This is a genomic window from Nonomuraea recticatena (assembly GCF_039533245.1).
In the GTDB taxonomy this organism is placed as follows: Bacteria; Actinomycetota; Actinomycetes; order Streptosporangiales; family Streptosporangiaceae; genus Nonomuraea; species Nonomuraea roseola.
Map to the genome: position 1 here is coordinate 76,856 of NZ_BAAATE010000003.1, position 21,113 is coordinate 97,968.

The 21,113-nt window shown below is 70.1% G+C and carries 22 protein-coding genes; 12 read left to right on the plus strand and 10 right to left on the minus strand.

From position 1 onward, the window contains the following. Positions 1–598 precede the first annotated feature (598 nt). Positions 599–2,218: a ribonuclease Y gene (gene rny / locus ABFX50_RS06650; protein WP_183657592.1), complete on the plus strand. Its 1,620-nt coding sequence runs from the start codon at positions 599–601 to the stop codon at positions 2,216–2,218. Positions 2,219–2,351: 133 nt separating this feature from the next. Here rny and ABFX50_RS06655 read toward each other — a convergent pair whose 3' ends face one another. Genes ABFX50_RS06655 through ABFX50_RS06675 form a run of 5 tightly spaced genes read right to left on the minus strand, consistent with a single transcriptional unit; the run spans position 2,352 to position 7,499 of the window. Next, complete coding sequence (locus tag ABFX50_RS06655; protein ID WP_346144193.1) at positions 2,352–4,181, minus strand: S9 family peptidase; 1,830 nt, start codon at positions 4,179–4,181, stop codon at positions 2,352–2,354. A 38-nt stretch (positions 4,182–4,219) separates the two neighbouring features. Then, positions 4,220–5,134 (minus strand): amino acid ABC transporter permease, encoded by a 915-nt coding sequence (locus ABFX50_RS06660; protein ID WP_346144195.1) that lies wholly within the window; start codon positions 5,132–5,134, stop codon positions 4,220–4,222. Beyond that, positions 5,131–5,799 (minus strand): amino acid ABC transporter permease, encoded by a 669-nt coding sequence (locus ABFX50_RS06665; RefSeq protein WP_183657598.1) that lies wholly within the window; start codon positions 5,797–5,799, stop codon positions 5,131–5,133. The genes ABFX50_RS06660 and ABFX50_RS06665 overlap by 4 nt, the downstream gene beginning before the upstream one ends. A 60-nt stretch (positions 5,800–5,859) precedes the next feature. Continuing rightward, the gene (locus tag ABFX50_RS06670) at positions 5,860–6,735 is read right to left on the minus strand and encodes a glutamate ABC transporter substrate-binding protein (protein ID WP_346144198.1); all 876 of its coding nucleotides are present in this window, start codon (positions 6,733–6,735) and stop codon (positions 5,860–5,862) included. 14 nt (positions 6,736–6,749) lie between these two features. Further along, a complete protein-coding gene (locus tag ABFX50_RS06675) occupies positions 6,750–7,499 on the minus strand; it encodes an ATP-binding cassette domain-containing protein (RefSeq protein ID WP_183657602.1) in 750 nt (249 codons plus the stop codon). A gap of 124 nt (positions 7,500–7,623) precedes the next feature. On the opposite strand from ABFX50_RS06675, the gene miaB reads away from it, so the two are divergent. From miaB to ABFX50_RS06700, 5 genes are all read left to right on the plus strand, one after another. After that, positions 7,624–9,096, plus strand: a complete 1,473-nt coding sequence (gene miaB, locus ABFX50_RS06680) for a tRNA (N6-isopentenyl adenosine(37)-C2)-methylthiotransferase MiaB (RefSeq protein ID WP_346130422.1) — start codon at positions 7,624–7,626, stop codon at positions 9,094–9,096. Positions 9,097–9,242: 146 nt separating this feature from the next. Continuing rightward, positions 9,243–9,452 carry a hypothetical protein gene (locus tag ABFX50_RS06685; RefSeq protein ID WP_346144201.1) on the plus strand — a complete coding sequence of 70 codons (210 nt, stop codon included), beginning with the start codon at positions 9,243–9,245 and terminating at the stop codon, positions 9,450–9,452. Between the two features lie 331 nt (positions 9,453–9,783). Next, entirely contained in the window at positions 9,784–10,347 is a 564-nt protein-coding gene (locus ABFX50_RS06690; protein WP_346144203.1) for a prolipoprotein diacylglyceryl transferase, read from the plus strand. A gap of 140 nt (positions 10,348–10,487) precedes the next feature. After that, a complete protein-coding gene (locus ABFX50_RS06695; protein WP_346144205.1) occupies positions 10,488–11,219 on the plus strand; it encodes an isocitrate lyase/PEP mutase family protein in 732 nt (243 codons plus the stop codon). Between the two features lie 181 nt (positions 11,220–11,400). Continuing rightward, entirely contained in the window at positions 11,401–12,219 is an 819-nt protein-coding gene (locus tag ABFX50_RS06700; RefSeq protein ID WP_346144207.1) for a class III extradiol ring-cleavage dioxygenase family protein, read from the plus strand. 69 nt (positions 12,220–12,288) lie between these two features. Here the strand turns inward: ABFX50_RS06700 and ABFX50_RS06705 are convergent, their stop codons facing one another. Genes ABFX50_RS06705 through ABFX50_RS06720 form a run of 4 tightly spaced genes read right to left on the minus strand, consistent with a single transcriptional unit; the run spans position 12,289 to position 14,162 of the window. After that, on the minus strand, positions 12,289–13,185 hold the full coding sequence (locus tag ABFX50_RS06705) for a ribonuclease Z (RefSeq protein WP_346144209.1): 897 nt from the start codon (positions 13,183–13,185) through the stop codon (positions 12,289–12,291). Between the two features lie 10 nt (positions 13,186–13,195). Next, the gene (locus ABFX50_RS06710; RefSeq protein ID WP_346144211.1) at positions 13,196–13,468 is read right to left on the minus strand and encodes a hypothetical protein; all 273 of its coding nucleotides are present in this window, start codon (positions 13,466–13,468) and stop codon (positions 13,196–13,198) included. Further along, on the minus strand, positions 13,469–13,810 hold the full coding sequence (locus ABFX50_RS06715; RefSeq protein ID WP_346144213.1) for a nucleotidyl transferase AbiEii/AbiGii toxin family protein: 342 nt from the start codon (positions 13,808–13,810) through the stop codon (positions 13,469–13,471). A 31-nt stretch (positions 13,811–13,841) separates the two neighbouring features. Then, positions 13,842–14,162 (minus strand): hypothetical protein, encoded by a 321-nt coding sequence (locus ABFX50_RS06720; protein ID WP_346144215.1) that lies wholly within the window; start codon positions 14,160–14,162, stop codon positions 13,842–13,844. A gap of 386 nt (positions 14,163–14,548) precedes the next feature. Between ABFX50_RS06720 and ABFX50_RS06725 the strand changes: the two genes are divergently transcribed. Further along, positions 14,549–15,076, plus strand: a complete 528-nt coding sequence (locus ABFX50_RS06725) for a methylated-DNA--[protein]-cysteine S-methyltransferase (protein ID WP_346144217.1) — start codon at positions 14,549–14,551, stop codon at positions 15,074–15,076. Positions 15,077–15,119: 43 nt separating this feature from the next. Here ABFX50_RS06725 and ABFX50_RS06730 read toward each other — a convergent pair whose 3' ends face one another. After that, on the minus strand, positions 15,120–15,407 hold the full coding sequence (locus tag ABFX50_RS06730) for an antitoxin (protein WP_346144219.1): 288 nt from the start codon (positions 15,405–15,407) through the stop codon (positions 15,120–15,122). Positions 15,408–15,475: 68 nt separating this feature from the next. Here ABFX50_RS06730 and miaA point away from each other — a divergent pair, with 68 nt between their 5' ends. From miaA to ABFX50_RS06755, 5 genes are read left to right on the plus strand one after another with little or no spacing between them, the layout of a single operon-like run. Next, positions 15,476–16,369, plus strand: coding sequence for a tRNA (adenosine(37)-N6)-dimethylallyltransferase MiaA (gene miaA / locus ABFX50_RS06735; RefSeq protein WP_346144221.1), 894 nt, complete (start codon positions 15,476–15,478; stop codon positions 16,367–16,369). Further along, positions 16,366–17,172: a diaminopimelate epimerase gene (gene dapF / locus ABFX50_RS06740; RefSeq protein WP_183657626.1), complete on the plus strand. Its 807-nt coding sequence runs from the start codon at positions 16,366–16,368 to the stop codon at positions 17,170–17,172. Before miaA ends, dapF begins: the two co-directional genes overlap by 4 nt. A gap of 42 nt (positions 17,173–17,214) precedes the next feature. Continuing rightward, a complete protein-coding gene (locus ABFX50_RS06745; protein WP_346144223.1) occupies positions 17,215–17,970 on the plus strand; it encodes an SCO6745 family protein in 756 nt (251 codons plus the stop codon). 19 nt (positions 17,971–17,989) lie between these two features. Next, positions 17,990–20,272 carry a tetratricopeptide repeat protein gene (locus ABFX50_RS06750; protein ID WP_346144224.1) on the plus strand — a complete coding sequence of 761 codons (2,283 nt, stop codon included), beginning with the start codon at positions 17,990–17,992 and terminating at the stop codon, positions 20,270–20,272. Next, positions 20,273–21,031 carry an SDR family NAD(P)-dependent oxidoreductase gene (locus ABFX50_RS06755; RefSeq protein WP_183657630.1) on the plus strand — a complete coding sequence of 253 codons (759 nt, stop codon included), beginning with the start codon at positions 20,273–20,275 and terminating at the stop codon, positions 21,029–21,031. Positions 21,032–21,113 lie beyond the last annotated feature (82 nt).

Genomic DNA, 21,113 nt, shown 5'->3' on the forward strand with positions numbered 1-21,113 from the left:
ACCTTGTCGGGCTTCTCTCCCTGCACGTGTCCGAGCGGCGTCTCTTGGGATCTCTCCATGCCTGCCGTGATGCCTGTGTTGCGGGTAGGAATGTCTGCGCTGCGGTCGGTGGGGCTGGGATGCCGGGTTGGCCCGGCTATGGCTCCGGTGGCCGGAAGCCGCTGCCTGCCGGGGCGGGACGCGCGTGGGGGTCTCGGGAACTCTTCGGGCGGTCTTGGGAATGGGGCGTCAGGACCGAGTTAGCAGGGTAAATGAGGGCGTGTCGGCTATATCCGGCAAGATCGTACGGTTTGTGTTCGATTCGACGGTAGGGCGCGCTTGACAGCACGTCTTTGCTTGCCCGTTACCTCTTCGACGCATAACCTCGACGGCAGTGAGGAGTTACTCCGCGCAGTGCGGATTGCCATACCGGTGAACTACGGACGAGCGAGCTCGATTGACCCAGGGAAGGCAAGGCGTCGGCTGTTCAGTCGGTGCCGCGTCTGCCTTGGCTTGATATTTGTCCTGGTGGCGACACCGTTGGGGCGATCTGTGCTGCGCGCGTGACCCCTCCTGGAGCGTTTGGGCACATCTATGACGCGAGGAGGGCGGGGCGCACATGGAGACGCCTGTCGTGGTGCTGGCGGTGGCAGTGCTCCTGCTGGCATGCGTGATGATCGTCGCGTTTGTCATACTCCTGCGCCGAACCGCCGCGCTGGCTCCGCCACCCGTCTCCCAACCGTCGCCCGATCAGTTGGCCGAGGTGCACAGCGAGCTGGAGGAGGCGCGGCGCGAAGCCGTACTGATCAGGGACAAGGCTCAGTCCGACGCCGGTGAGATCGTGCGCAGGTCGGAGATGGCCGCTGAGAGCGCCGCGCAGATGCGTAAGGAGGTCGAAGAGGAGAGCCGCATCCTCAAGAACGAGCTCAAGGAGTTGCGTTCCGACCTCGAACGCAGGGAGAGCCGTCTGGCCGAAAGAGAGCAGCGCCTCGACGAAGAGGCGCGCAGGCAGGTCGAACGCGCCAGGAAGCTGGCCGAGACCGAGACGGAGCTGGCCGACAGGCGCGAGGAGTTGCTGCAGGTCGAGGGTGAGCGCAGGGCGATCCTCGAAAGGGTGGCAGGGCTGACCTCCGAGCAGGCCAAGAGCGAGCTGGTCAGGGAGATCGAGAACCAGGCCAAGCGTGAGGCGGCGCTGATCGTCAGGGAGATCGAGGGCGAGGCCCGCAAGGAGGGCGAGAAGCGGGCCACCAAGATCGTGACGCTGGCCGTGCAGCGCATCGCGGCGGAGCAGACGGCCGAGTCCGTGGTGAGCGTCCTGCACCTGCCGGGTGACGAGATGAAGGGCCGGATCATCGGCCGTGAGGGGCGCAACATCAGGGCGTTCGAGTCGACGACCGGGGTCAACCTGATCATCGATGACACGCCCGAGGCGGTGCTGCTGTCGTGTTTCGATCCGGTGCGGAGGGAGACGGCGCGGCTCACGCTGGAGAAGCTCGTGCTGGACGGACGCATCCACCCGCAGCGCATCGAGGAGGCCTACGACCGCAGCCGCGCCGAGGTGCAGGACCTGTGCGCGAGGGCGGGCGAGGACGCGCTGGTGGAGCTCGGCATCACGGACATGCACCCGGAGCTGACGCTGCTGCTCGGACAGTTGAGGTATCGCACCTCCTACGGGCAGAACGTGCTGAAGCACCTCATCGAGTCCGCGCACATCGCCGGGATCATGGCGGCGGAGCTTCGCATGAGCCAGTCGCTGATGAAGCGATGCGCGCTGCTGCACGACATCGGCAAGGCGCTGACGCACGAGGTGGAGGGCAGCCACGCGCTGATCGGCGCGGAGATCGCCAGGCGGTACGGCGAGCACGAGGACGTCGTGCACGCGATCGAGGCGCACCACAACGAGGTCGAGGTACGCACGGTGGAGGCCGTGCTCACCCAGGCGGCCGACGCGATCAGCGGCTCCAGACCGGGCGCCCGCCGCGAGTCGCTCGAGGCGTACGTGAAGAGGCTGGAGCGGCTGGAGGAGATCGCCACCTCCTACGAGGGCGTGGAGAAGGTGTTCGCCATGCAGGCGGGGCGCGAGATCCGCGTCATGGTGAAGCCGGACGCCATCGACGACATCCAGGCGCAGGTGATCGCCCGCGACGTGGCCAAGCAGGTGGAGGAGGAGCTCACCTACCCTGGCCAGATCCGGATCACCGTCGTCCGCGAGTCGCGCGCGACAGAGTTCGCCCGCTAGATCCTTTTCATCCTGTACGGCACAGCCCAGCAGAGGCCACCGCGGTCACCGGTGACCGCCCGTCGCCCCACGCGTCCTCCAGCGGGACTCCGCTTCCCGCCGCTACGTCGCAACCCTCAGGGAGGGCAGCGGCTCAGTACATGCCGAAGACCTGCTGGTAGAAGGCCAGCTCGGCGGCGAGCGCGGCGGTGCGCGTCTCCATGCGGCGAAAGCCGTGCGACTCGCCCTCGAACGACAGGTACGTGCACGCCACCCCGCGCTCCGACAGCGCGTCGGCGAACGCCGACGACTGCGAAGGCGGCACCACGGGGTCGTCCAGCCCTTGGAGCAGCAGCATCGGGCAGGTCACGCCGTCGGCCAGCGCGAGGGGCTCGCGGCTGGCGTAGAGGGCGGGGTCCTCGGGGCCGACCAGCCACTCGGTGTAGCGCGACTCGAAGTCGTGGGTGGCGGCGTTGAGCGCGGCGAGCGCGCTGACCCCGTAGTAGGACACCCCTCCGGCGAACACGGAGGACCTGCAGCAGGCGGCCATCACCGTCCAGCCGCCCGCGCTGCCGCCCCTGACCGCGATGCGCGCCGGGTCGGCCAGGCCCTCGGCGGCCAGCCATTCGGCGGCGGCGACGGTGTCCTCGACGTCGACGACGCCCCACTGGCCGCGCAGCCTGTCGCGGTAGGCCCTGCCGTAGCCTGTGGAGCCTCCGTAGTTGACGTCGATCACCCCGATGCCGCGCGAGGTGAAGAACGCCTTCTCCAGGTCGAGCGCCGAGTTGCTGTGCCCGGTGGGCCCGCCGTGCACGAACACCACGTAGGGGGCGGGCCCCTCCGCCGTGGCCTCGGGGTTGGCGGGCCGGTAGAGGAACGCGTGGACGTGCCGTCCGAACTCGCTGAGGAACTCCACGGGCTCGGCGGAGGGCAGGTAGGCCACGTCGGGCAGTTCACCGATGTCGCGCCGCAGCCCCTCCACCCTGCCGGTCACCGTGTCGAGCCTGGCGATCGAGCGGGGGATCGCCGCGCCGTACGCCACTCCGACCAGGGTGGCGCCGTCGGCGGACAGGGCCGGGTCCCACCCTGAGTACGGCACGTCGAGGTCGCGCAGCTCGCCCGTCTCGGGGTCGAGGATGCCCAGCCGCAGGTCGCCCTGGCCGTGCAGGACCGCGAGCCGCCCGTCGGCCAGCACGAGGTACGGCCTGCCGCCCAGCTGCCACAGCGGCCAGGCGAACTCCTCCTCGGCGGGGTGCAACGCCTGGGAGGAGGTGCCGTAGAGGCCGATCTGGTAGAGGTTCCACCAGCCCGACCAGTCGGAGACCACATAGAGGTGGCTGTCGTCCTTCCACTGCGGCGCGAGGACCGACTCGGTGGAGCCTCCCTTGACGGTCCAGGAGTTGCCGTCGGCCAGGCGGGTGACGCGCAGCTCGGTGCCGTTCCACGGCATGCGCGGGTGGTTCCAGCAGATGTAGGCCAGGTGCAGGCCGTCGGGGGAGAGGGTGGGGAAGGCGTAGAAGTCGCTGCCGGTCACCAGTTCGCGTGGTTCGCCCCCTTCGAGGGGGACCGAGACGATGGAGCGGGTGACCTTGCCGTCGTGCCGTTCGCGCACGCACCACAGGTGGCTTTCACCCAGGTGCAGGTCGGCGTAGCGGGAGCCGTCGTCGGGGGTGAGCGGTGTGGGCTCACCCGAGGTGGCGAGATAGAGGCGCTGGTCGTCGAAGTTGACGAAGACCACGCCACGCGGGGTGACGAGGTAGGGCTGCCCGCCGTACTCGTGGACCCTGGAGCGGGCGTTCCACGGGGCGGGCAGCAGCGAGGTGCGGGTGCCGTCGGCGGCCCTGTGCACGATGGTGGTGCGGCCGCCCTCGTCGGGCCGGTCCTCGGTCCACCAGACCTCGTCACCCACGACGGACGGCCAGGCCAGACGCAGGCCCGAGCTCGCGACATCGGTGGTGGAGATGGGAGAAGGCCAGAGAGGCATAGCGGCATCCTGCCCGAAAACCATGCCTCCCGTGGCCCTTACTCCATCGTCGCCACAGCTTCGGCCCCCGCGCCGCTGCCCGCGCCCGGGCCGACGCCGAGAACCGACGCGCCCGGCGGGGCCACGGGCGGAGCCGCGGTCTTGCGGCTGCGCCTGCTGCGCTTCTCCAGCCAGTTGGCCAGTGCGCTCAGCGCCATGTTGAGGCCGATGTAGATGATGCCGATGACGATCGCGGCCGGGATCAGCGAGCCGAAGAAGGCCGCGGGCAGGATCTTGAACCCGGTGTTGAGCAGGTCGACGTAGGCGATGATGTAGCCGAGCGCGGTGTCCTTGAGCAGCACCACCAGCTGGCTGACGATCGCCGGCATCATGGCCGTCACCGCCTGCGGGAGCAGAACCAGGCGCATCACCTGGTTCTTGCGCATGCCGACGGAGTAGGCCGCCTCAGACTGCCCCTTCGGCACGGCGCGCACGCCCGCCCTGACCACCTCGGCCAGCACCGAGCCGTTGTAGAGCATCAGGGCGGTGACCAGGGCGATGAAGGCGTAGTCGCCGCCACCGAAGAGCGAGGGCGCCAGGTAGAAGATGAAGAAGATCAGCAGCAGCAGCGGGATGCTGCGGAAGATCTCGACGACCGCTCCTGCCGGGATCCTGATCCACCGGTGGTCGGAGAGCCTGGCCAGGCCGAACACCGCGCCGAAGATCAGCGCGAGCACGGCCGCGACCGCCGCGGCCCTCAACGTGCCGATCAGGCCGGGGATGATGTAGAACTCCCAGGTCTCGGCCTGGAGGAAGGGCTCCCAGATGCGGCCGTCCCACTGGTTCTTGGCGTCGAAGCCCGCGTAGATGAGATACAGGACGGTCCCGACCAGCACGACGCCGAGGACGGTCAGCAGGGCGTTGCGGACTTTCGCGCGCGGGCCGGGGGTGTCGAACAGGACCGAGGTGCTCATCGGACCACCGCCAGGCGCTGGGAGAGCCAGCCGGTGAAGAAGCCGATGGGCATGGTCAGGATCATGAAGCCCGCCACGATGCCCAGGAAGATCGGGATCGAGGCACCGGTGGTGTCAAAGATCTCCTTCATGTTCGCCGCGGACTCGGTGAGGAGCCCGCCCGCCGTGGCGACCGTCGTGTTCTTGATCATCGCGATGAACACGCTGCCCAGCGGGGCCACCACCGCGCGGAAGGCCTGCGGCAGGATGATCAGCGTGAGCGTCTGGAAGAACGTCAGCCCGATCGCCCTGGCCGCCTCGGCCTGCCCGGTGGGGACGGTGTTGATACCGGACCGCAGCGCCTCGCAGACGAAGGCCGCGGTGTAGGCCCCCAGGCCCAGCGACACGATCCAGAACGAGTTGGTGCGCGGCACACCCGAGAAGACCAGTCCGAGCGTGTCGCTCAGGCCCAGCGCGGAAAAGGCCAGCACCAGCGTCAGCGGCGTGTTCCGTACGACGTTGACGTAGACCGTGCCCGCCGCGCGCAGCACGGGGGTCGGCGAGACGCGCATCGCCACCAGCAGCGTGCCGACGATGAGTGCGAACACCCCGGCCACGAGGGAGAGCTTGATGTTCTCCAGGAAACCCTCGAGCAGCTGAGGGCCATATGTAATTAGTTCGTCCATCGTGCTCCACCGTCGATATGACAGCGGCGGCCGGGTCACCGGCCGCCGCGTCGTGTCTTCCTAGGCGCAACCCTCGGCAGGCGGCGCGCTGTCGGCCAGCTTGAGCCCCTGAATGCCGCCGAACCACTTCTCGAACAGCTGCTTCATGGTGCCGTTCTGCCACAGCTTCGCCACGGCCGCGTTGGCCGCCTCGCAGGTCTTGGTGTCGCCCTTCTTCAGGCCGATGCCATACTTCTCGTCGGTGAAGCCCTGGCCCAGGACCTTGAACTTGCCGCCGGAGGCCGCCGCCTGCTTGGCGAAGCCCGCCAGGATCAGGTCGTCGGTGGTCACCGCGTCAAGGTTGCTGCCCTGCAGCTTCTGGATGCACTCGGAGTAGTTGGCTGCGTCGACGGGCGTGGCGTCGATGTCGAGCTTGCCGTCCGGCGGCGGGTCGGTGATCCGCTTGTAGGAGTTCGAGCCGGACGCCTTGCAGATCTTCTTGCCCTTCAGATCCGTCGGGGCGTTGATCGAGGTGTCGTCACCGCGGGTCATCACGTCCTGGTGGGCGACGACGTAGGGCCCGCCGAAGGTCACCTTCTGCTTGCGCTCGTCAGTGATGGAGTAGGTGGCGAAGATGATGTCGACCGTGCCGTTGGCCAGGAAGGGCTCACGGTTGGAAGAGGCGGACTCCTTCCATTCGATCTTGACATCCTTGCCGCCGGCCATCTCCTTGAGCACGGCCTTGGCGACGTCAACATCGAAGCCCTCGGGCTCCGCGCCCTTCTTCAGACCCAGGCTGGGCTGGTCCCACTTGGTGCCGACCACGACGGTGCCGCCACCCTGCGCCTTCTCGACCACGCTGCCGTAGGTCTGCTCACTGCCGCCGCCGCAGGCCGCCAGGCTGCCTACCAGGACGCCAGCGGCCGCGAGAGCGGCTCCCGCACGTTGGATTCGCATGTGTGACACCTCTTCTAATGCGTAAGAATCTTGGAGAGGAAATCCTTGGCCCGTTCGGTGCGGGCGTTGGTGAAGAACTCGTCAGGGGTGCTCTCCTCGACGATCTGGCCCTCGGCCATGAACACCACCCGGTTGGCCGCCTTCCGGGCGAAGCCCATCTCGTGCGTGACGACCACCATGGTCATCCCGTCACGAGCGAGGGCCACCATGACGTCGAGCACCTCCTGAACCATCTCAGGGTCGAGCGCGGAGGTGGGCTCGTCAAAAAGGATCATCTTGGGGTCCATCGCGAGCGCCCTGGCGATCGCGACGCGCTGCTGCTGTCCGCCGGACAGCTGGGCGGGGTATTTGTCCGCCTGCGCGGCGATGCCCACGCGTTCTAGCAGCTCCATGGCCCGCGCGTTGGCCTTGTCCCTGGCGATGCCTCGCACCTTGACCGGGCCCAGCGTCACGTTCTCGCGGATGGTCTTGTGCGCGAAGAGGTTGAAGGACTGGAAGACCATGCCGACCTCGGAGCGCAGCGCGGCCAGCGCCTTGCCCTCGGCGGGCAGGGGTCTGCCGTCGAAGACGATCTGGCCGCCGTCGATGGTCTCCAGTCTGTTGATCGCCCTGCACAGCGTGGACTTGCCACCGCCTGAAGGACCGATCACGACCAGGACCTCGCCGCGGGAGACGGTCAGGTTGATGTCCTTCAGAACGTGCAACGCCCCGAAGTGCTTATTGACGTTCTCCAGCTTGACCAGCGGAGTCGAGTGGTCCGTCATGGATGACAACGTAGAGGGGTGAGATGCACCGGTCACTAACCGGGCGGTACCGATCCGATCACGGCAGCCTCATTTTACCCTCGGGCGCAAGTGTTGCACGGGAACGCCTACCCTTGAGAGTGCCATGAGGACCTATCAGGTGCGCACCTACGGGTGCCAGATGAACGTGCACGACTCCGAGCGCCTCTCGGGCCTGCTGGAGGACGCCGGCTACGTGCCCGCTCCCGACGGCGAGACCGCTGACGTGGTCGTGTTCAACACGTGCGCCGTCCGCGAGAACGCCGACAACCGCCTCTACGGCAACCTCGGCCATCTACGGCCCGCCAAGGTGAAGAACCCCGACATGCAGATCGCCGTCGGCGGCTGCCTCGCCCAGAAGGACCAGGGCGAGATCGTCCGTAAGGCGCCGTGGGTCGACGTGGTCTTCGGCACCCACAACATCGGCTCGCTGCCGGTGCTCCTGGAGCGGGCCCGCATCGCCGGCGAGGCGCAGGTCGAGCTCAAGGAGTCGCTCGAGGTCTTCCCCTCGACGCTGCCCACCAAGCGCGAGTCGCCGTACGCGGCGTGGGTGTCGGTCTCGGTCGGCTGCAACAACACCTGCACCTTCTGCATCGTGCCCGCGCTGCGCGGCAAGGAGAAGGACAGGCGCCCGGGCGACGTGCTGGCCGAGGTCCAGACGCTGGTCCAGCAGGGCGTCCTCGAGGTCACCCTCCTCGGGCAGAACGTCAACACCTACGGCGTCGAGTTCGGCGACCGGCTGGCCTTCGGCAAGCTGCTGCGTGCGTGCGGCGACATCGAGGGCCTCGAGCGCGTCCGCTTCACCTCGCCGCACCCCGCGGCCTTCACCGACGACGTCATCGCCGCCATGGCCGAGACGCCCAACGTGATGCACCAGCTCCACATGCCGCTCCAGTCGGGCTCCGACCGGGTGCTGAAGGCCATGCGCCGCTCGTACAGGGCAGAGCGCTACCTCGGCATCATCGAGCGGGTCCGCGCGGCCATGCCCGACGCGGCCATCTCCACCGACATCATCGTCGGCTTCCCCGGCGAGACCGAGGAGGACTTCCAGGCCACCCTCGACGTGGTGCGCCAGAGCCGCTTCGCCAACGCCTTCACCTTCCAGTACTCCATCCGCCCCGGCACCCCCGCCGCCACCATGGCCGACCAGGTGCCGAAGGAGGTCGTCCAGGAGCGCTACGAGCGGCTGGTCGCGCTCCAGGAGGAGATCTCGTGGGAAGAGAACAAGAAGCAGGTGGGCCGCACTCTCGAGGTGCTGGTCGCCGAGGGTGAGGGCCGTAAGGACGAGGCCACGCGACGCCTGTCCGGACGGGCCGCCGACAACAGGCTCGTGCACTTCGCGGTGGGCGACGAGACGCCCAGGCCGGGCGACATGGTGACCGTCGAGGTCACCTACGCGGCCCCGCACCACCTGGTCGCCGACCGCGCCCTCGGCCTGCGCCGCACCCGCGCGGGCGACGCGTGGCAGGCCCGCCAGGGCGCTCCCGCCCAGGCCAAGGGCGTCTCCCTCGGCATGCCCTCCATCGGCCGCCCCGCGCCCCTGCCCGTCGAGCCCTCCGGCTGCGCCGTCACCTCGTAGCGGACACCCGTCACCTTCGCGTGGACGGTCACCTTCGCATGGACGCGCGGGCGCTCGGTGAGGGGCGCGCGTCCCTTCCCACGCGGATGCGCCGTCACCTCGTGAGGTCGTCGAGGACCTCGTAGCAGTAGTCGCGCCGTAGGTCCTTGAAGGTCGCGCAAGGGTCGGGCAGCGGGCGCCGCGCCCGTGGCTCGGCCGGACGCGCGCTCGTGCTGCCCGGAGTGCGCGCCGTCGAGGGTCTGGGCGCCGTCGGAGCCGTGGCCTGCCCGTGGTCGCCCGCCGTCCTGCGCGGCGAGGGCGCCGTCCGGTACGGCGGAGCGGGCACCGGTCTGACCCACCCGCTGCCACGGGCCTGAGGCGGCACGAGCCTCGCCGCCTCCACGGAAGTTGATATTTCCGGACCAGGGGTAAGCGCCCTTATCCCCGCAGTCTCCGAAATCCTCGGACGATCATCGAAAATCCCGGAAAACGCCAGGAAAACGCCTAGTCCGGCGGTGCCGAGAACCCCGGCCACGCCCGCCACAGGAACCGCCCTGGTCCGCCAACCTGGGCGTATGGGTCCAAGAGTAGACAAGTCGTGATTCCTTCGTGATTGGTGTGCGGGCATTCCACTCCTGCGGTTAGTGTGGTCCATCGCCCGCGGAAGCCATCGCGTTTCCCCCCGATACGACCGCAGGGAGTTCTCTCATGCACGGGCACGTCCCCTCACCGACGGGCCAGCCTGATCAGGATCGCCTGGAGATCCTTTCCGGGCCTGGTCAGGATCACCGACCGCGAAGGAACAGCAAGCCCCTCGTCATCGCCGCCTCGGCGCTCGTCGCCCTGCTGGTGGCAGGCGGCGTCGGCTTCACGCTCCTGGGCGACGACAGGGCTCAGGGCGGCCCTGCCTCCCGGACCAGTGAGCAGGCCCAGCAGCCAGGGTCCGGATCGGAGTCCGGATCCGAGAACGAGGAGGGCCCCGGCGAGGACCTCGGCGACTCGGGCGAGTCCGCGGAGGGCGACGCGCTGCCTGTCGAGAGCGGTGAATCGGCCGAGGGCGACGCCGTCCAAGCCGATCCTCCCGCCGACTCTGACCCTGACTCTGACAGAGGGGCCGCGGGCCAGGCCACCGGCAGTGACGGCTCCTCCTCGAAGAACACGTCCAAGGACACGTCGAAGGACACCTCCAAGGAGCAGCAGAGCGCGGGGGGCGGTCCCGCCGACGGTCCCGCGGGCGAGGTCGCGGGCCAGTGCGCGGCTGACGGCTGCTGAGGCCGTACGGGCGGCGGCTCAGGTTCGCCCCGCGGAGGTCGCGCTCGGGTAGCGGGTGGCTCCCCGGGCAGTGGGTGGCTCCCGGGTATGCGGGCCGATTGGACCTTCAGCGCCCGGCGGTCGCGCCGTAGGGTCCCCGCATGACCACCGAGACAGCCACCCGCCTGCGCGACCTCCACACCAGGACGAGCCCGCTCATCCTGCCCAACGTCTGGGACGCCGCCTCCGCCAGAGCCGTGGAGGCGGCGGGCTTCCCCGTCGTGGCCACCGGCAGCTCGGCGATGGCGGCCGTGCTCGGCTACGAGGACGGCGAGCACACCCCGCCTGCAGAGATGCTCGCGGCGGTGGCCAGGATCGTGCGGGCGGTCGGCGTGCCCGTGACCGCCGACATGGAGCGCGGCTACGGTCTCAAGCCCGCCGAGCTGGTCGAGCGCCTGCTGGAGGCGGGCGCGTCCGGCTGCAACCTGGAGGACTCGGGCCGTGACGGTCTCATCGACAGGGAGGAGCAGGCCGACTTCCTCGCCGCCGTCAGGGCGGCGGCAGGTGCCGACCTGGTCGTCAACGCCCGTGTCGACACCTACGTCGCCGGAGACCGCACCACCGCGGACGCGCTGATCAGGGGCCGCCGCTACCTCGAGGCGGGCGCCGACTGCGTCTACCCGATCGGCCTGGCCGACGCCGAGGAGATCGGGACGCTGGCCGCCCAACTGCCGATCAACGTGCTGTTCCGGCCCGGCGCCCCTTCGCTGGAGGAACTGGCCGCGCTCGGCGTCGTCAGGGTCAGCTACGGCCACGGCCTGCACCAGGCGGCCCACTCCTACGCCGAGGGCCTGTTCGCCGCGGTCCGCGAGGGCCGCAACCCCTACCAGTAGGACGCCCCCCGCCGCGAGGGCCGTGCGCCTTGCCGGTAGGACGGCCCCCCGCCGCAGGGGGCCGTGCGCCTTGCGGTAGGAAGCCGCCCGCCGCGGGGGCCGTGGGGCTTGCCGGTAGGAAGCCGCCCGCCGCGGTGACGCTCGCGGTTGGGGGAGGTGGCGGCTCGGTTAGCCTGGGCGGATGCTTGTCGCCGCGGCCGTGTGCCCGCACCCCCCGCTGATCGTGCCCGAGCTCGCGGGGGCCGCCGCGCCCGAGCTCGACGGCCTGCGCGCCGCCTGCGCCGCCGCGATCGGGGCGGTGCTCGCCGTGGATCACGACCTGCTCGTCGTCGTCGGCTCAGACGAGCGGACCCGAGCGTACGGCGGGCAGGCCGCGGGCACGCTCGGATCGTGGGGCGTCGACGTCAGGGTCGGCGAGGGCGAGCCCGTCCTGCCACTGTCGCTGACGATCGGCCGCTGGCTGCTGGCCATGCAACCGACCAACGAACCGACCAGCGAATCGGCAGGCGAACCGACCAGCGAATCGGCAGGCGAACCCGCCGGCGAACCGACCAGCGAATCGACTGGCGGAACGGCCGCCGGAAGGGTCGGTACAGCAGCGGCCGGGCGGGGTCTGATGTTCCAGGGGGTGGCGTCGGACGCGAGCGTCGCCGAGTGCCTGGCTCTGGGCGCGGAGCTGGTCGAGGGGCGAAGGACCGCGCTGCTGGTCATGGGTGACGGCTCGGCCTGCCTCACCGAGAAGTCGCCCGGCTACCTGCATCCGGCCGCCGGCCCGTACAACGAAGAGATCGTGAGGGCGCTGGCCGAGGCCGACACGGGGGCGCTGGCCGCGATGGACCCCGCCGAGGCGGCCGCGCTCTGGGTGGCGGGCAGGGCCGCGTTGCAGGTGCTGGCGGGCGCGGCCGAGGGCGCCGCGCTGCGGCCCGCCCTGCTGGACGAGTCCTCTCCTTACGGAGTGGGGTACTTCGTGGCCACCTGGCTCGAAGGCCGGGCTCCCTGACGGCGGGCGTGGGGTGGGGTGCCTCGTGGGCCACCTGGCTCGATAGCCGGGCTCCCTGACGGCGGGCGCTCAGCGCCGTCTGGGCACGGGGACCGTCGTGAAGTCTCGGGCCAGCACCACCTCGCCGTCGTAGCTGCGCCGCACCTCCTCCAGGAAGGCGGGCTCCTCGGCCAGGCCGTACCGTTCGGAGAAATGGGTCAGCACCAGCCTGCGCACTCCCGCGCGGGCGGCGACCAGCCCCGCGTCGTAGGCGGTCAGGTGACCGTACTCCTCGGCCAGCGCGGCCTCAGACGACAGGAACGTCGACTCGATCACGAGCAGGTCCGCGCCGTCGGCCAGTTCGAACACCGGGTCGCAGAGCCTGGTGTCCATGACGAAGGCGGCCGACTGACCGGGTCGGGGCACGCTGCACTGCTCGAGGGTGACGCCGCGTACCGAGCCCTTCCGCTGGAGCTCGGTGATCTCGGGGCCCTTGATGCCGTGGGCCTTGAGCCTGTCGGGCAGCATCCTGCGGCCGTCGGGCTCCTGGAGGCGGTAGCCGTACGACTCGACGGGGTGTGACAGGCGGCGGGCGGTCAGCGGCGCGAGCTCGGCGACGGGGCCGGCGACGGGATGCTCGGTGATCTTGTCGGTGTCGGCGAAGACGGCCGCGTGCCTGAGCCTGCGCCAGTAGAGCTGGCCTGAGGCGGGGAAGACGGCGCGCACGGGATGGGCGACGCGGTCGCGGGCGATGCGCTGCACCACGCCCGGCACGCCCAGGCAGTGGTCGCCGTGGAAGTGGGTGACGCAGATCCAGTGGATGTCGTGCGCGCTGAGACCCGCGTGCAGCATCTGCCGCTGCGTGCCCTCGCCCGGGTCGAACAGCACGCCCTGTCCGTCCCAGCGCAGGAAGTACCCGTTGTGGTTCCGGTGTCTGGTAGGGACGGCGCTGGAGGTGCCGAGGACGACGAGTTCGCGGTTGGACACGAGCGCGATGCTAGACGCTCGGAGAGTCGACTGATCGCTCCCAGCACTCGAATCGCTCCCGTAGCCCCGCGATATCATCGGCCGTCACGCCGTGGTAGGCCAGTGCATGATCAGGTATGCGATTGAGGGCGGACAAGGCCACGGCGAACATGGTTGGGTCAAAGCCCGGATCGGCGTCGGCTGCCAGCCGCGTCAGGTCATCCATGGTGTAACGGCCGCTGCGTAGCACCGCGTCCACATCGACGAAGTCGCGGACTTCGGCCCTGCCATAAAGGGCGGCCACCTAGTTCCCGACCGCGTCGTCCGGATGAAGGACCGGACCGATCTCCAGCCCGACTGGTGGATGCGCGCGCCAGTCGACTCCCATCTCCACCTTCACGGAGCGACCGCCCTCATCGGTGACCAGAAGGCGGGCGAAGCCGGGATTCTCCTGGGTGATCTCAGCCTTCATGCCCGCTTCTCGGTACGCCGTCAGGGCCGTGCCGACCGCGGCGTCGAAGTCGCCTCCGGTCGATGTGAAAAGATCCACATCCTCTGAACGCCGACTGAGGAACCCGTGAGCCTGTACGGCATAACCGCCCGCGAGCGCGAAGCCGTAACGTTGGGTAGCCGACAAGCCGATCATCGTTACTCGTTCGTGGAGGGGATCCATGAGGCTAGGCCGCGCGGATCAGCTCGCGGAAACGGGCTTCCCATGCGTGCCTTGCCTGGACGGGTAGATAGAGTCTCGGCCAGATGCGGACGAGGACAGAGGCGTTCAGATAGGTGCGCAGGTCGTCGACGCGAGCCGCCTCGCGGATGACCCGCTCGTACATCAGGCCCAGCTGGGCGTCGTCATCCAGGTCGTAGACGCGTTGCTCGGACCAGTCGAGACGGGTGGGCAGCGCGACCACGCCGTTGATCGGCCCGGCCAGTTCGTGTAGATCAGCCGGCACGAGGTACCGCCGGTTGCTGGCGTATCGCGACCGAGGATTCACACTTCCAGTGTGCCCGTTCGTCAGCGCTCCTGCATCAAATGGTCAGCGTGACACGAACCTGGGCCCCGATCGGGTCTTACTCAAACGGGTTGCGGTGCCGGGTGGGGACCGCGCTGGACGTGCCAAGGACGACGAGTTCGCGGAAGGGACCGCAGACGATGCCAGATCCACCCGCGCGACATGGAGGAGCCGGAGTCCGCCGCCCATGCGCCGATCGGCCGCCGAACCGCGCTGCTCACCGCTGTGCTCGCCTCGATGATCTCGTCTGGCCGCGGATCCGCCGCTCGCCCGGCGCCGTGGTTCCGGTAGGGAGCCATGAGGGAGAACCTCCTGGACGACCCTCGTAGGATGTGATTCCTGGCAGTTCTACCTGTTGTGGTGAGGACATGATGACCACCGTTGGCGGCACCGTTGTCGGCACCGTCGCGTTCGCCGAGCTGCCGACGCCGGTCGGTCGCTTCGTGCTGGCCGTCACAGAGGAGGGCCTCGTCGCCTCCGGCTGGGATTCCAGGCCGAGGCTGAAGGACCTGGTCGAAGTCGACGATCCAGGCCGTACGGCCGGCGCCGTGGCGGAGCTGACCGACTACTTCGCCGGTCGGCTTCGCGCCTTCGAGACGCCCATCGACTGGCGGTTCGTCTCGCCCACCCCGCGCCAGGTGCTCCAAGCGCTGCACCGGGTGCCCTTCGGCACGGTCGTGACCTACGGCGAGCTGGCGCGGCGGGCGCATTCGAGTGTCCCCGCCCGCGGCATCGGCTCGATCATGGGCGCCAACCCCCTCCCGATCGTGGTGCCCTGCCACCGCGTGGTGGCGGGCAACGGGCTCGGCGGGTTCAGTGGCGGCGAGGGCGTGGAGACCAAGCGCTGGCTGCTCACCCACGAGGGCTACCTGCAGCCGACGCTGCTCGACCTCTGACGGTCACCGGGACCGCCGGGCGCGGCGGCCCCGGGCCCCGTCATCAGTCCTGCCGGCCGTCGATCCGGTCGGTGGCGTCCCTCGCCTTGTCGGCGCCGGTGTCGATGTGGTCGGTGTACTTGCCCCCCGTGGCCGAGTCCGCAGCTCCTGCGGCCTTGTCGATGTGGCTGTTCGCCGCGTCCTCGGCCGTGTTCTTCAGGCCGTCGAGCGGGTCGCCAGAGGAGTCCTTCCCCTGCGCGGGTGTTCCTTCGGCGTTCGTCGCCTGCTCGGGAACGTTGCGCGACTTCTCCTCGCCGCCCAGCATCTCCTTGACCTTGTCAAAGATCGACATGACAATCCCCCGATTTGTGTCGATGCACTGGGACGAGTCATACCCCGAGGGTTGACACACTTATCCGTGTGGGCAAGCAGCCAGTCATCGCCGTCGTCGGGCCGACCGCGGCCGGAAAGTCCGATCTCGCCGTGGATCTGGCACTCCGGCTGGGTGGGGAATGCATCAATACCGACTCCATGCAGCTTTACCGAGGAATGGACATCGGCACCGCCAAACTCACCCAGGAAGAGCGCAGAGGGGTCCCGCACCACCTCCTGGACATCTGGGACGTGACGGTCACGGCGAGCGTGGCGGAGTACCAGCGTCTGGTCAGGCCGCTCATGGACGCCATCGAGGTGCCGATCCTCGTCGGCGGCTCCGGCCTCTACGTCCGCGCGGCGCTCGACGACCTCGACTTCCCCGGCACCGATCCTTCGATCAGGGCCAGGCTCGAGGACGAGCTGGCCGGGGTGGGCTCGGGGGCGCTGTACGAGCGGTTGAGAGCGCTCGACCCCAAGGCCGCGGAGGCGATCCTGCCCAGCAACGGGCGCAGGATCGTGCGCGCCCTCGAGGTGATCGAGCTGACGGGGCGGCCCTTCTCGGCGAGCATGCCCTCCTACGACGCCCTGTATCCCAGTGTCCAGATCGGCGTGGAGGTGCCGAGGCCGGTCCTCGACGAGCGCATCGAGCTGCGCGTCCGGCGCATGTGGGAGGCGGGCCTGGTCGACGAGGTGCGCGGGCTGCTCCCGCTCGGCCTGGCGCACGGCCGTACGGCAGGCAGGGCCCTCGGCTACGCGCAGGTGCTGCGCTTCCTCCAGGGGGAGTGGAGCGAGGAACAGGCCTTCGAGGAGACCGTCAGGGCCACGCGCAGGTTCGCCAGGCGGCAGGAGTCGTGGTTCCGCCGCGACCCCAGGGTGGCCTGGCTGCCCTTCGACGCGGGGGACCTGCTCCAGCAGGCCCTCGATAGGGTTGTGGCATGAGATTTCTCAAAGGGCACGGCACCGAGAACGACTTCGTCATCCTTCCCGACCCTGACGGAGCGCTCGACCTGCCCCCCGCCACGGTGGCCGCGATCTGCGACCGCAGGGCCGGCATCGGCGCCGACGGCGTGCTCCACGTGGTGCGCACCAAGGCCAGCGACGAAGTGGCCGACCAGGCCGACAGCGCCGAGTGGTTCATGGACTACCGCAACGCCGACGGCAGCGTCGTCGAGATGTGCGGCAACGGCGTGCGGGTCTTCGCCCGCTACCTGGTCTCCGCCGGCCTGGCCTCGCCGGGCGAGTTCGCCGTCGCCACCAGGGGAGGGCTCAAGCTGGTCCGCATCGAGGCCGACGGTGACGTGCGCGTCGACATGGGCAAGCCCGTCGTGCTCGGTGAGAGCGTCACCACCGTCAGCGGCCACGAGTTCACCGGGCTGCACATCGACATGGGAAACCCGCACCTGGCCTGCGCCATCGGCGAGCCGGTCGTCCAGCTCGACCTCGGCCACCAGCCAGGCTTCGACCCGGGCGTCTTCCCCACGGGGGTGAACATCGAGCTGTTCAACCCGGTCGGGCAGCGCAGGGCCGTGATGCGCGTCTTCGAGCGCGGCTCGGGCGAGACCCGCTCGTGCGGGACGGGAGCCGTCGCCACCGCCGTGGCCGCCGCGCACCTGGCGGGTGAGAGCACCGGCACATGGAACATCGACGTGCCGGGCGGCCACCTGACGGTCACGCTGGAAGAGGAGACGAGCTACCTCGCGGGACCCGCGGTGATCATCGCCTCGGGCGAACTGAGCCTCTGACGACTCTTGCAGAATGATGTTCTGCTGAGCGATGCTGGCCGCATGGTCGACTCCAAGCACACGGCGGCGGCGGTCAAGGGCACGATCGGCAGGCTGGGCGGCGGCTTCATGGTCTCCAGGGAGGCCAAGGAGCTCTGCGCGCGAACCGGGCTCGGTCCGCGGGAGCTGTACTTCCGCGGCAGATGCGGCGTCCTCGGCGAGGTGGACGCCGACGTCGTCGCCTCGGTCGCCGTCTTCTTCCCCGCCGCCCACGTGCGCGAGAGCTGGGAGGGCGGCAGGAAGCTGCCCGTCGAGGAGGCGGTCGCGCTCTACACCGGGGCGTGTCACGCATGGGGCAGGCGCAGGCTGAGCGACGCCGAGGCCTGCGGACGCCTGGCCGAGCTGCTGGAGAGGGTGGCCGGCGCCGCCTCGGTGCTGGGAGCGCCGCTGTTCGCGGGCTGGAGGGCGGTGCCGCTGCCGGACGAGCCCATCGCCAGGGCCACCCAGCTCATGCACGTCGTGAGGGAGCTGCGCGGCGGCCTGCACGCCGTCGCCGTCCTCGCCAAGGGGCTCGACCCGCTGATGGCGACCCTGGCCGCCGACCACGAGGGCACGCCGCTCGGCATCTCCTCCGGCGAGAGCATGGCGCGCTTCTTCACCTGGCCCGAGCCCTACCCCGCGCTCGACGAGGAGACGATCGCGCGCAGGCGGGAGGCCGAGGATCTGACCGACGAGCTGATGGCGCCCGCCTTCTCCGTCCTGACCGAGGCGGAACGCGACGAGGTCGTCACCTTGATGCGTTTGGGGCATGTCCATTGACCTGGCAGACTGACTGCCCATGGACGTGGACATCTGGGCCTGGGTCGGCGAAACCCAGCAGCAGCTTTCTGAGGCAGGTAACGCCGGGTTCGCCATGGCGCTGGGTGATCTGCCCGCACAGGCTTACGAGGGGCGATACCCGCAGCTCGACGTGATGGCCCCGGCGATCGCGCAGCAGGCCGAGAGCGTCGACCTGCCCTGGCTGGAGTTCTACGCCCGCTACTGGCACCTCATCGGCCGTGTCGGCGACAGGGCGCAGGGCGCCGTCGCCATCGGCGACGCCGAAAGCCTCGTGGCGTTCGCCCAGCGCGAAGACGTGCGCGAGTGCCCCTCGGTCCCCGCGGCCGTCGAGGCGCTCGCCATCGCGCAGGCCAACGCCGACGGTCCCGGCTACGCCGCCGACCGCCTGGCTCTGCTCGGCCCCGCCATCGAGGCGCTCGAGCCGACCGACGCCGCCTACGCGGGCCTGGTGACGCAGTACGTCTCCGCGCTCACCGACGCGGGCCGCGCGGACGAGGCGGTCTCCTACGCCGAGACCGCGATCCAGCGCCTGGGCGCGGTCGGCCGCGCGGCGAGCTGGGAGCTGGGCGCCGAGAGCTCGCTCGCGCTGCTGGCCCTCGGCCGCGCCGACGACGCGCTGGCCGCCATCCAGGCCGCCGCCGACTTCAAGCCTGACGACCCGGTCGCCAAGCCCCACCGCGAGGGCGTGCGCCGCTCGCTCATCCTCGCCACCCTGGAGCGCACGGCCGAGGCCGTCGACGCGCTGCCCGACCTCGACGTCGTCGGCGACCACCCGCGCGACTTCGTGGAGTGGGCCCAGGCCGTCAACAAGCTGGCGGGCTCGGCGCAGATCACCAACACCTGGCAGCTGGGCAGGGTCCTGCGCCAGTGGATCGACTACTTCGGCATGATGGGCGGCTACCGCGCCCGCGTCGAGCTCGCGCTGATCGCCGGCGAGCTCGCGGTCGCGCGCCAGGGTGTGTGGCAGGCCGAGCTCCTCGCCGACCTGGCCGAGCAGGGCGCCGCCGAGCTGCGTTCGGCCGAGGGCGTGGCCGAGCGGGTCGCGGCCCTGCGCGCGGCCGCCGCGGCGACCACGGCTCCCGAGGCCACCAGCCCGCTGGAGGAGCGCGTCGCCTACTTCGACGCCGCCGACGGCATCAACGCCAACCCCGAGGAGTGGGTCGGCTGGCTGGCCCCGCTGTCGGGCAAGGACATCGAGGCCACCCGCCGCCACACCACCACGCTCGGCTTCCTCGGCTACCCGGTCACCGGCGCCGACATCTACTGGAAGATGCTCGTCGACACCGGCCAGATCGCCACCGCCGACGCCCAGGACCTCGACTTCCTGACCAATCTGCTCGTCGAGGCGCGCCAGGACGAGCGCCTCGAGCAGATGGCCGAGCTGCTGCCCGCCGCGGGCAAGCACCTCGCGCTGGCCAGGCTCCACATCGCCCGCGAGCGGTGGGAGCAGGCGGCCTCCGAGGCCGAGCAGGCCATGGAGGCGGGCGCCGGCATCGAGGCCAGGCGCGCGTTCGCGAGCGCATCCCAGCAGCTCGACCAGGACGCCAAGGGCGCTCTGGCGCTGCGCGAGGCCCTCGACAGCGACGACATGACCGACGAGGACGTCTGGCGCATGATCGTCATGGCGACCTCCGCCGAGGACTGGGAGACCGTCCGTATCGGCGCCAAGCGGGTCGGCATGCCGATCAAGTCGTCCGAGGGGCCGATCGAGGAGGAGCTGGGCCTGGTCAGGATCATCCTGCCCGCGCCCGACGGCGGCCAGCGCCAGGTGCTGTCCATCCGCACGGGCCCGGCCACGGCGAGGCTGGCCCTGCCGCAGCCGCGCGGCATGGAGTACAACGCGGGCGACCTCGTCGTCTTCGACCCGCAGCTGCTCGAGCCCGTCCCCGACGACCCCGAGGAGCAGCAGAACTTCGTGCCGCCGTTCGCGGCCGTGCGCATGCTGCGTCCAGGCGGCTACACCAGCTACTTCTTCGACGGCGCCGCTCCGAGCGAGGCCGACTGGGCCGAGTTCACCGAGGTCATGGCCGAGCGCGGCTGGCCGATGTGGGTCTACAGCGACGAGAACTACCGCGTCACCCACCCGACCACCGGCGAGCAGCTGCCCGGCGTGTTCGGCTGGGTCGCGGTCCCGCCGAACGTGGCGGCGGTCGAGGTCGACGCGCTGCTCGACGACGCCACCGAGCGCTGGGTGCACCCGCTGGCCTGGCTCGACCTGGCAAGAGAGGTCGACGTCGAGGTCGAGCGGCACGAGCGGATCACCAAGGAGTACGGTCTCTAGATGCTCGAACGGTTCAGCCTTCAGGGAAAGGTCGCCATCGTCACCGGAGCCTCGTCGGGGCTCGGGGTGGCCTTCGCGCGAGGGCTGGCCGAGGCGGGCGCCGACATCGTGATCGGCGCCCGTCGCAAGGACAGGCTCGAGTCGACGCGGCAGCTGGTGGAGGCGACGGGACGGCGCTGCGTGGCCGTCCCCACGGACGTGAGCGTCGTCGCCGACTGCGACGCGCTGGTCCAGGCCGCGCTGTCGGCCTTCGGGGCCGTCGACGTGCTGGTCAACAACGCGGGGGTGGGCACCGCTGTGCCCGCCACGCGAGAGACGCCCGAGCAGTTCAGGCAGGTCGTCGACGTCAACCTGCACGGCACCTACTGGATGGCCCAGGCCTGCGGGCGGGTCATGCGGCCAGGGTCGTCGATCATCAACGTGGGCAGCGTGCTCGGCGAGACGACGGCGGGGCTGCCGCAGGCGGCCTACAGCGCCTCGAAGGCGGCCGTGATCGGGCTGACCAGAGACCTGGCGCAGCAGTGGACGGGCCGCAAGGGCATCAGGGTCAACTGCCTGGAGCCCGGCTTCTTCCACTCGGAGATGACCGAGACCTACCAGCCGGGATACCTGGAGGCGACGCTGGAGGCGCGCGTGCCGATGCGCCGCGCGGGCGACCCCGCTGAGCTGGTGGCCGCCGCGATCTTCCTCGCCTCCGACGCCTCGTCCTACATCACCGGCGTCACCCTCCCCGTCGACGGCGGCCTTCTCACCACCTGACCGCCGCCGTCCGCCCTGCGGGCCGGCAGGCGGGCGTCGAGGTGCTGTCCGGGCAGGTCATCACGCGGACACGTGCGTACGC

Coding starts and splice junctions, on each gene's coding strand:
- dapF (WP_183657626.1), top strand. CDS start 16,366: ATGAGATTTCTCAAAGGGCACGGCACCGAGAACGACTTCGTCATCCTT.
- miaB (WP_346130422.1), top strand. CDS start 7,624: ATGAGGACCTATCAGGTGCGCACCTACGGGTGCCAGATGAACGTGCAC.
- ABFX50_RS06755 (WP_183657630.1), top strand. CDS start 20,273: ATGCTCGAACGGTTCAGCCTTCAGGGAAAGGTCGCCATCGTCACCGGA.
- ABFX50_RS06690 (WP_346144203.1), top strand. CDS start 9,784: ATGCACGGGCACGTCCCCTCACCGACGGGCCAGCCTGATCAGGATCGC.
- ABFX50_RS06700 (WP_346144207.1), top strand. CDS start 11,401: ATGCTTGTCGCCGCGGCCGTGTGCCCGCACCCCCCGCTGATCGTGCCC.
- ABFX50_RS06725 (WP_346144217.1), top strand. CDS start 14,549: ATGATGACCACCGTTGGCGGCACCGTTGTCGGCACCGTCGCGTTCGCC.
- ABFX50_RS06675 (WP_183657602.1), bottom strand. CDS start 7,499: ATGACGGACCACTCGACTCCGCTGGTCAAGCTGGAGAACGTCAATAAG.
- ABFX50_RS06730 (WP_346144219.1), bottom strand. CDS start 15,407: ATGTCGATCTTTGACAAGGTCAAGGAGATGCTGGGCGGCGAGGAGAAG.
- ABFX50_RS06745 (WP_346144223.1), top strand. CDS start 17,215: ATGGTCGACTCCAAGCACACGGCGGCGGCGGTCAAGGGCACGATCGGC.
- ABFX50_RS06665 (WP_183657598.1), bottom strand. CDS start 5,799: ATGGACGAACTAATTACATATGGCCCTCAGCTGCTCGAGGGTTTCCTG.
- rny (WP_183657592.1), top strand. CDS start 599: ATGGAGACGCCTGTCGTGGTGCTGGCGGTGGCAGTGCTCCTGCTGGCA.
- ABFX50_RS06660 (WP_346144195.1), bottom strand. CDS start 5,134: ATGAGCACCTCGGTCCTGTTCGACACCCCCGGCCCGCGCGCGAAAGTC.
- ABFX50_RS06655 (WP_346144193.1), bottom strand. CDS start 4,181: ATGCCTCTCTGGCCTTCTCCCATCTCCACCACCGATGTCGCGAGCTCG.
- ABFX50_RS06750 (WP_346144224.1), top strand. CDS start 17,990: ATGGACGTGGACATCTGGGCCTGGGTCGGCGAAACCCAGCAGCAGCTT.
- ABFX50_RS06715 (WP_346144213.1), bottom strand. CDS start 13,810: ATGATCGGCTTGTCGGCTACCCAACGTTACGGCTTCGCGCTCGCGGGC.
- ABFX50_RS06695 (WP_346144205.1), top strand. CDS start 10,488: ATGACCACCGAGACAGCCACCCGCCTGCGCGACCTCCACACCAGGACG.
- ABFX50_RS06670 (WP_346144198.1), bottom strand. CDS start 6,735: ATGCGAATCCAACGTGCGGGAGCCGCTCTCGCGGCCGCTGGCGTCCTG.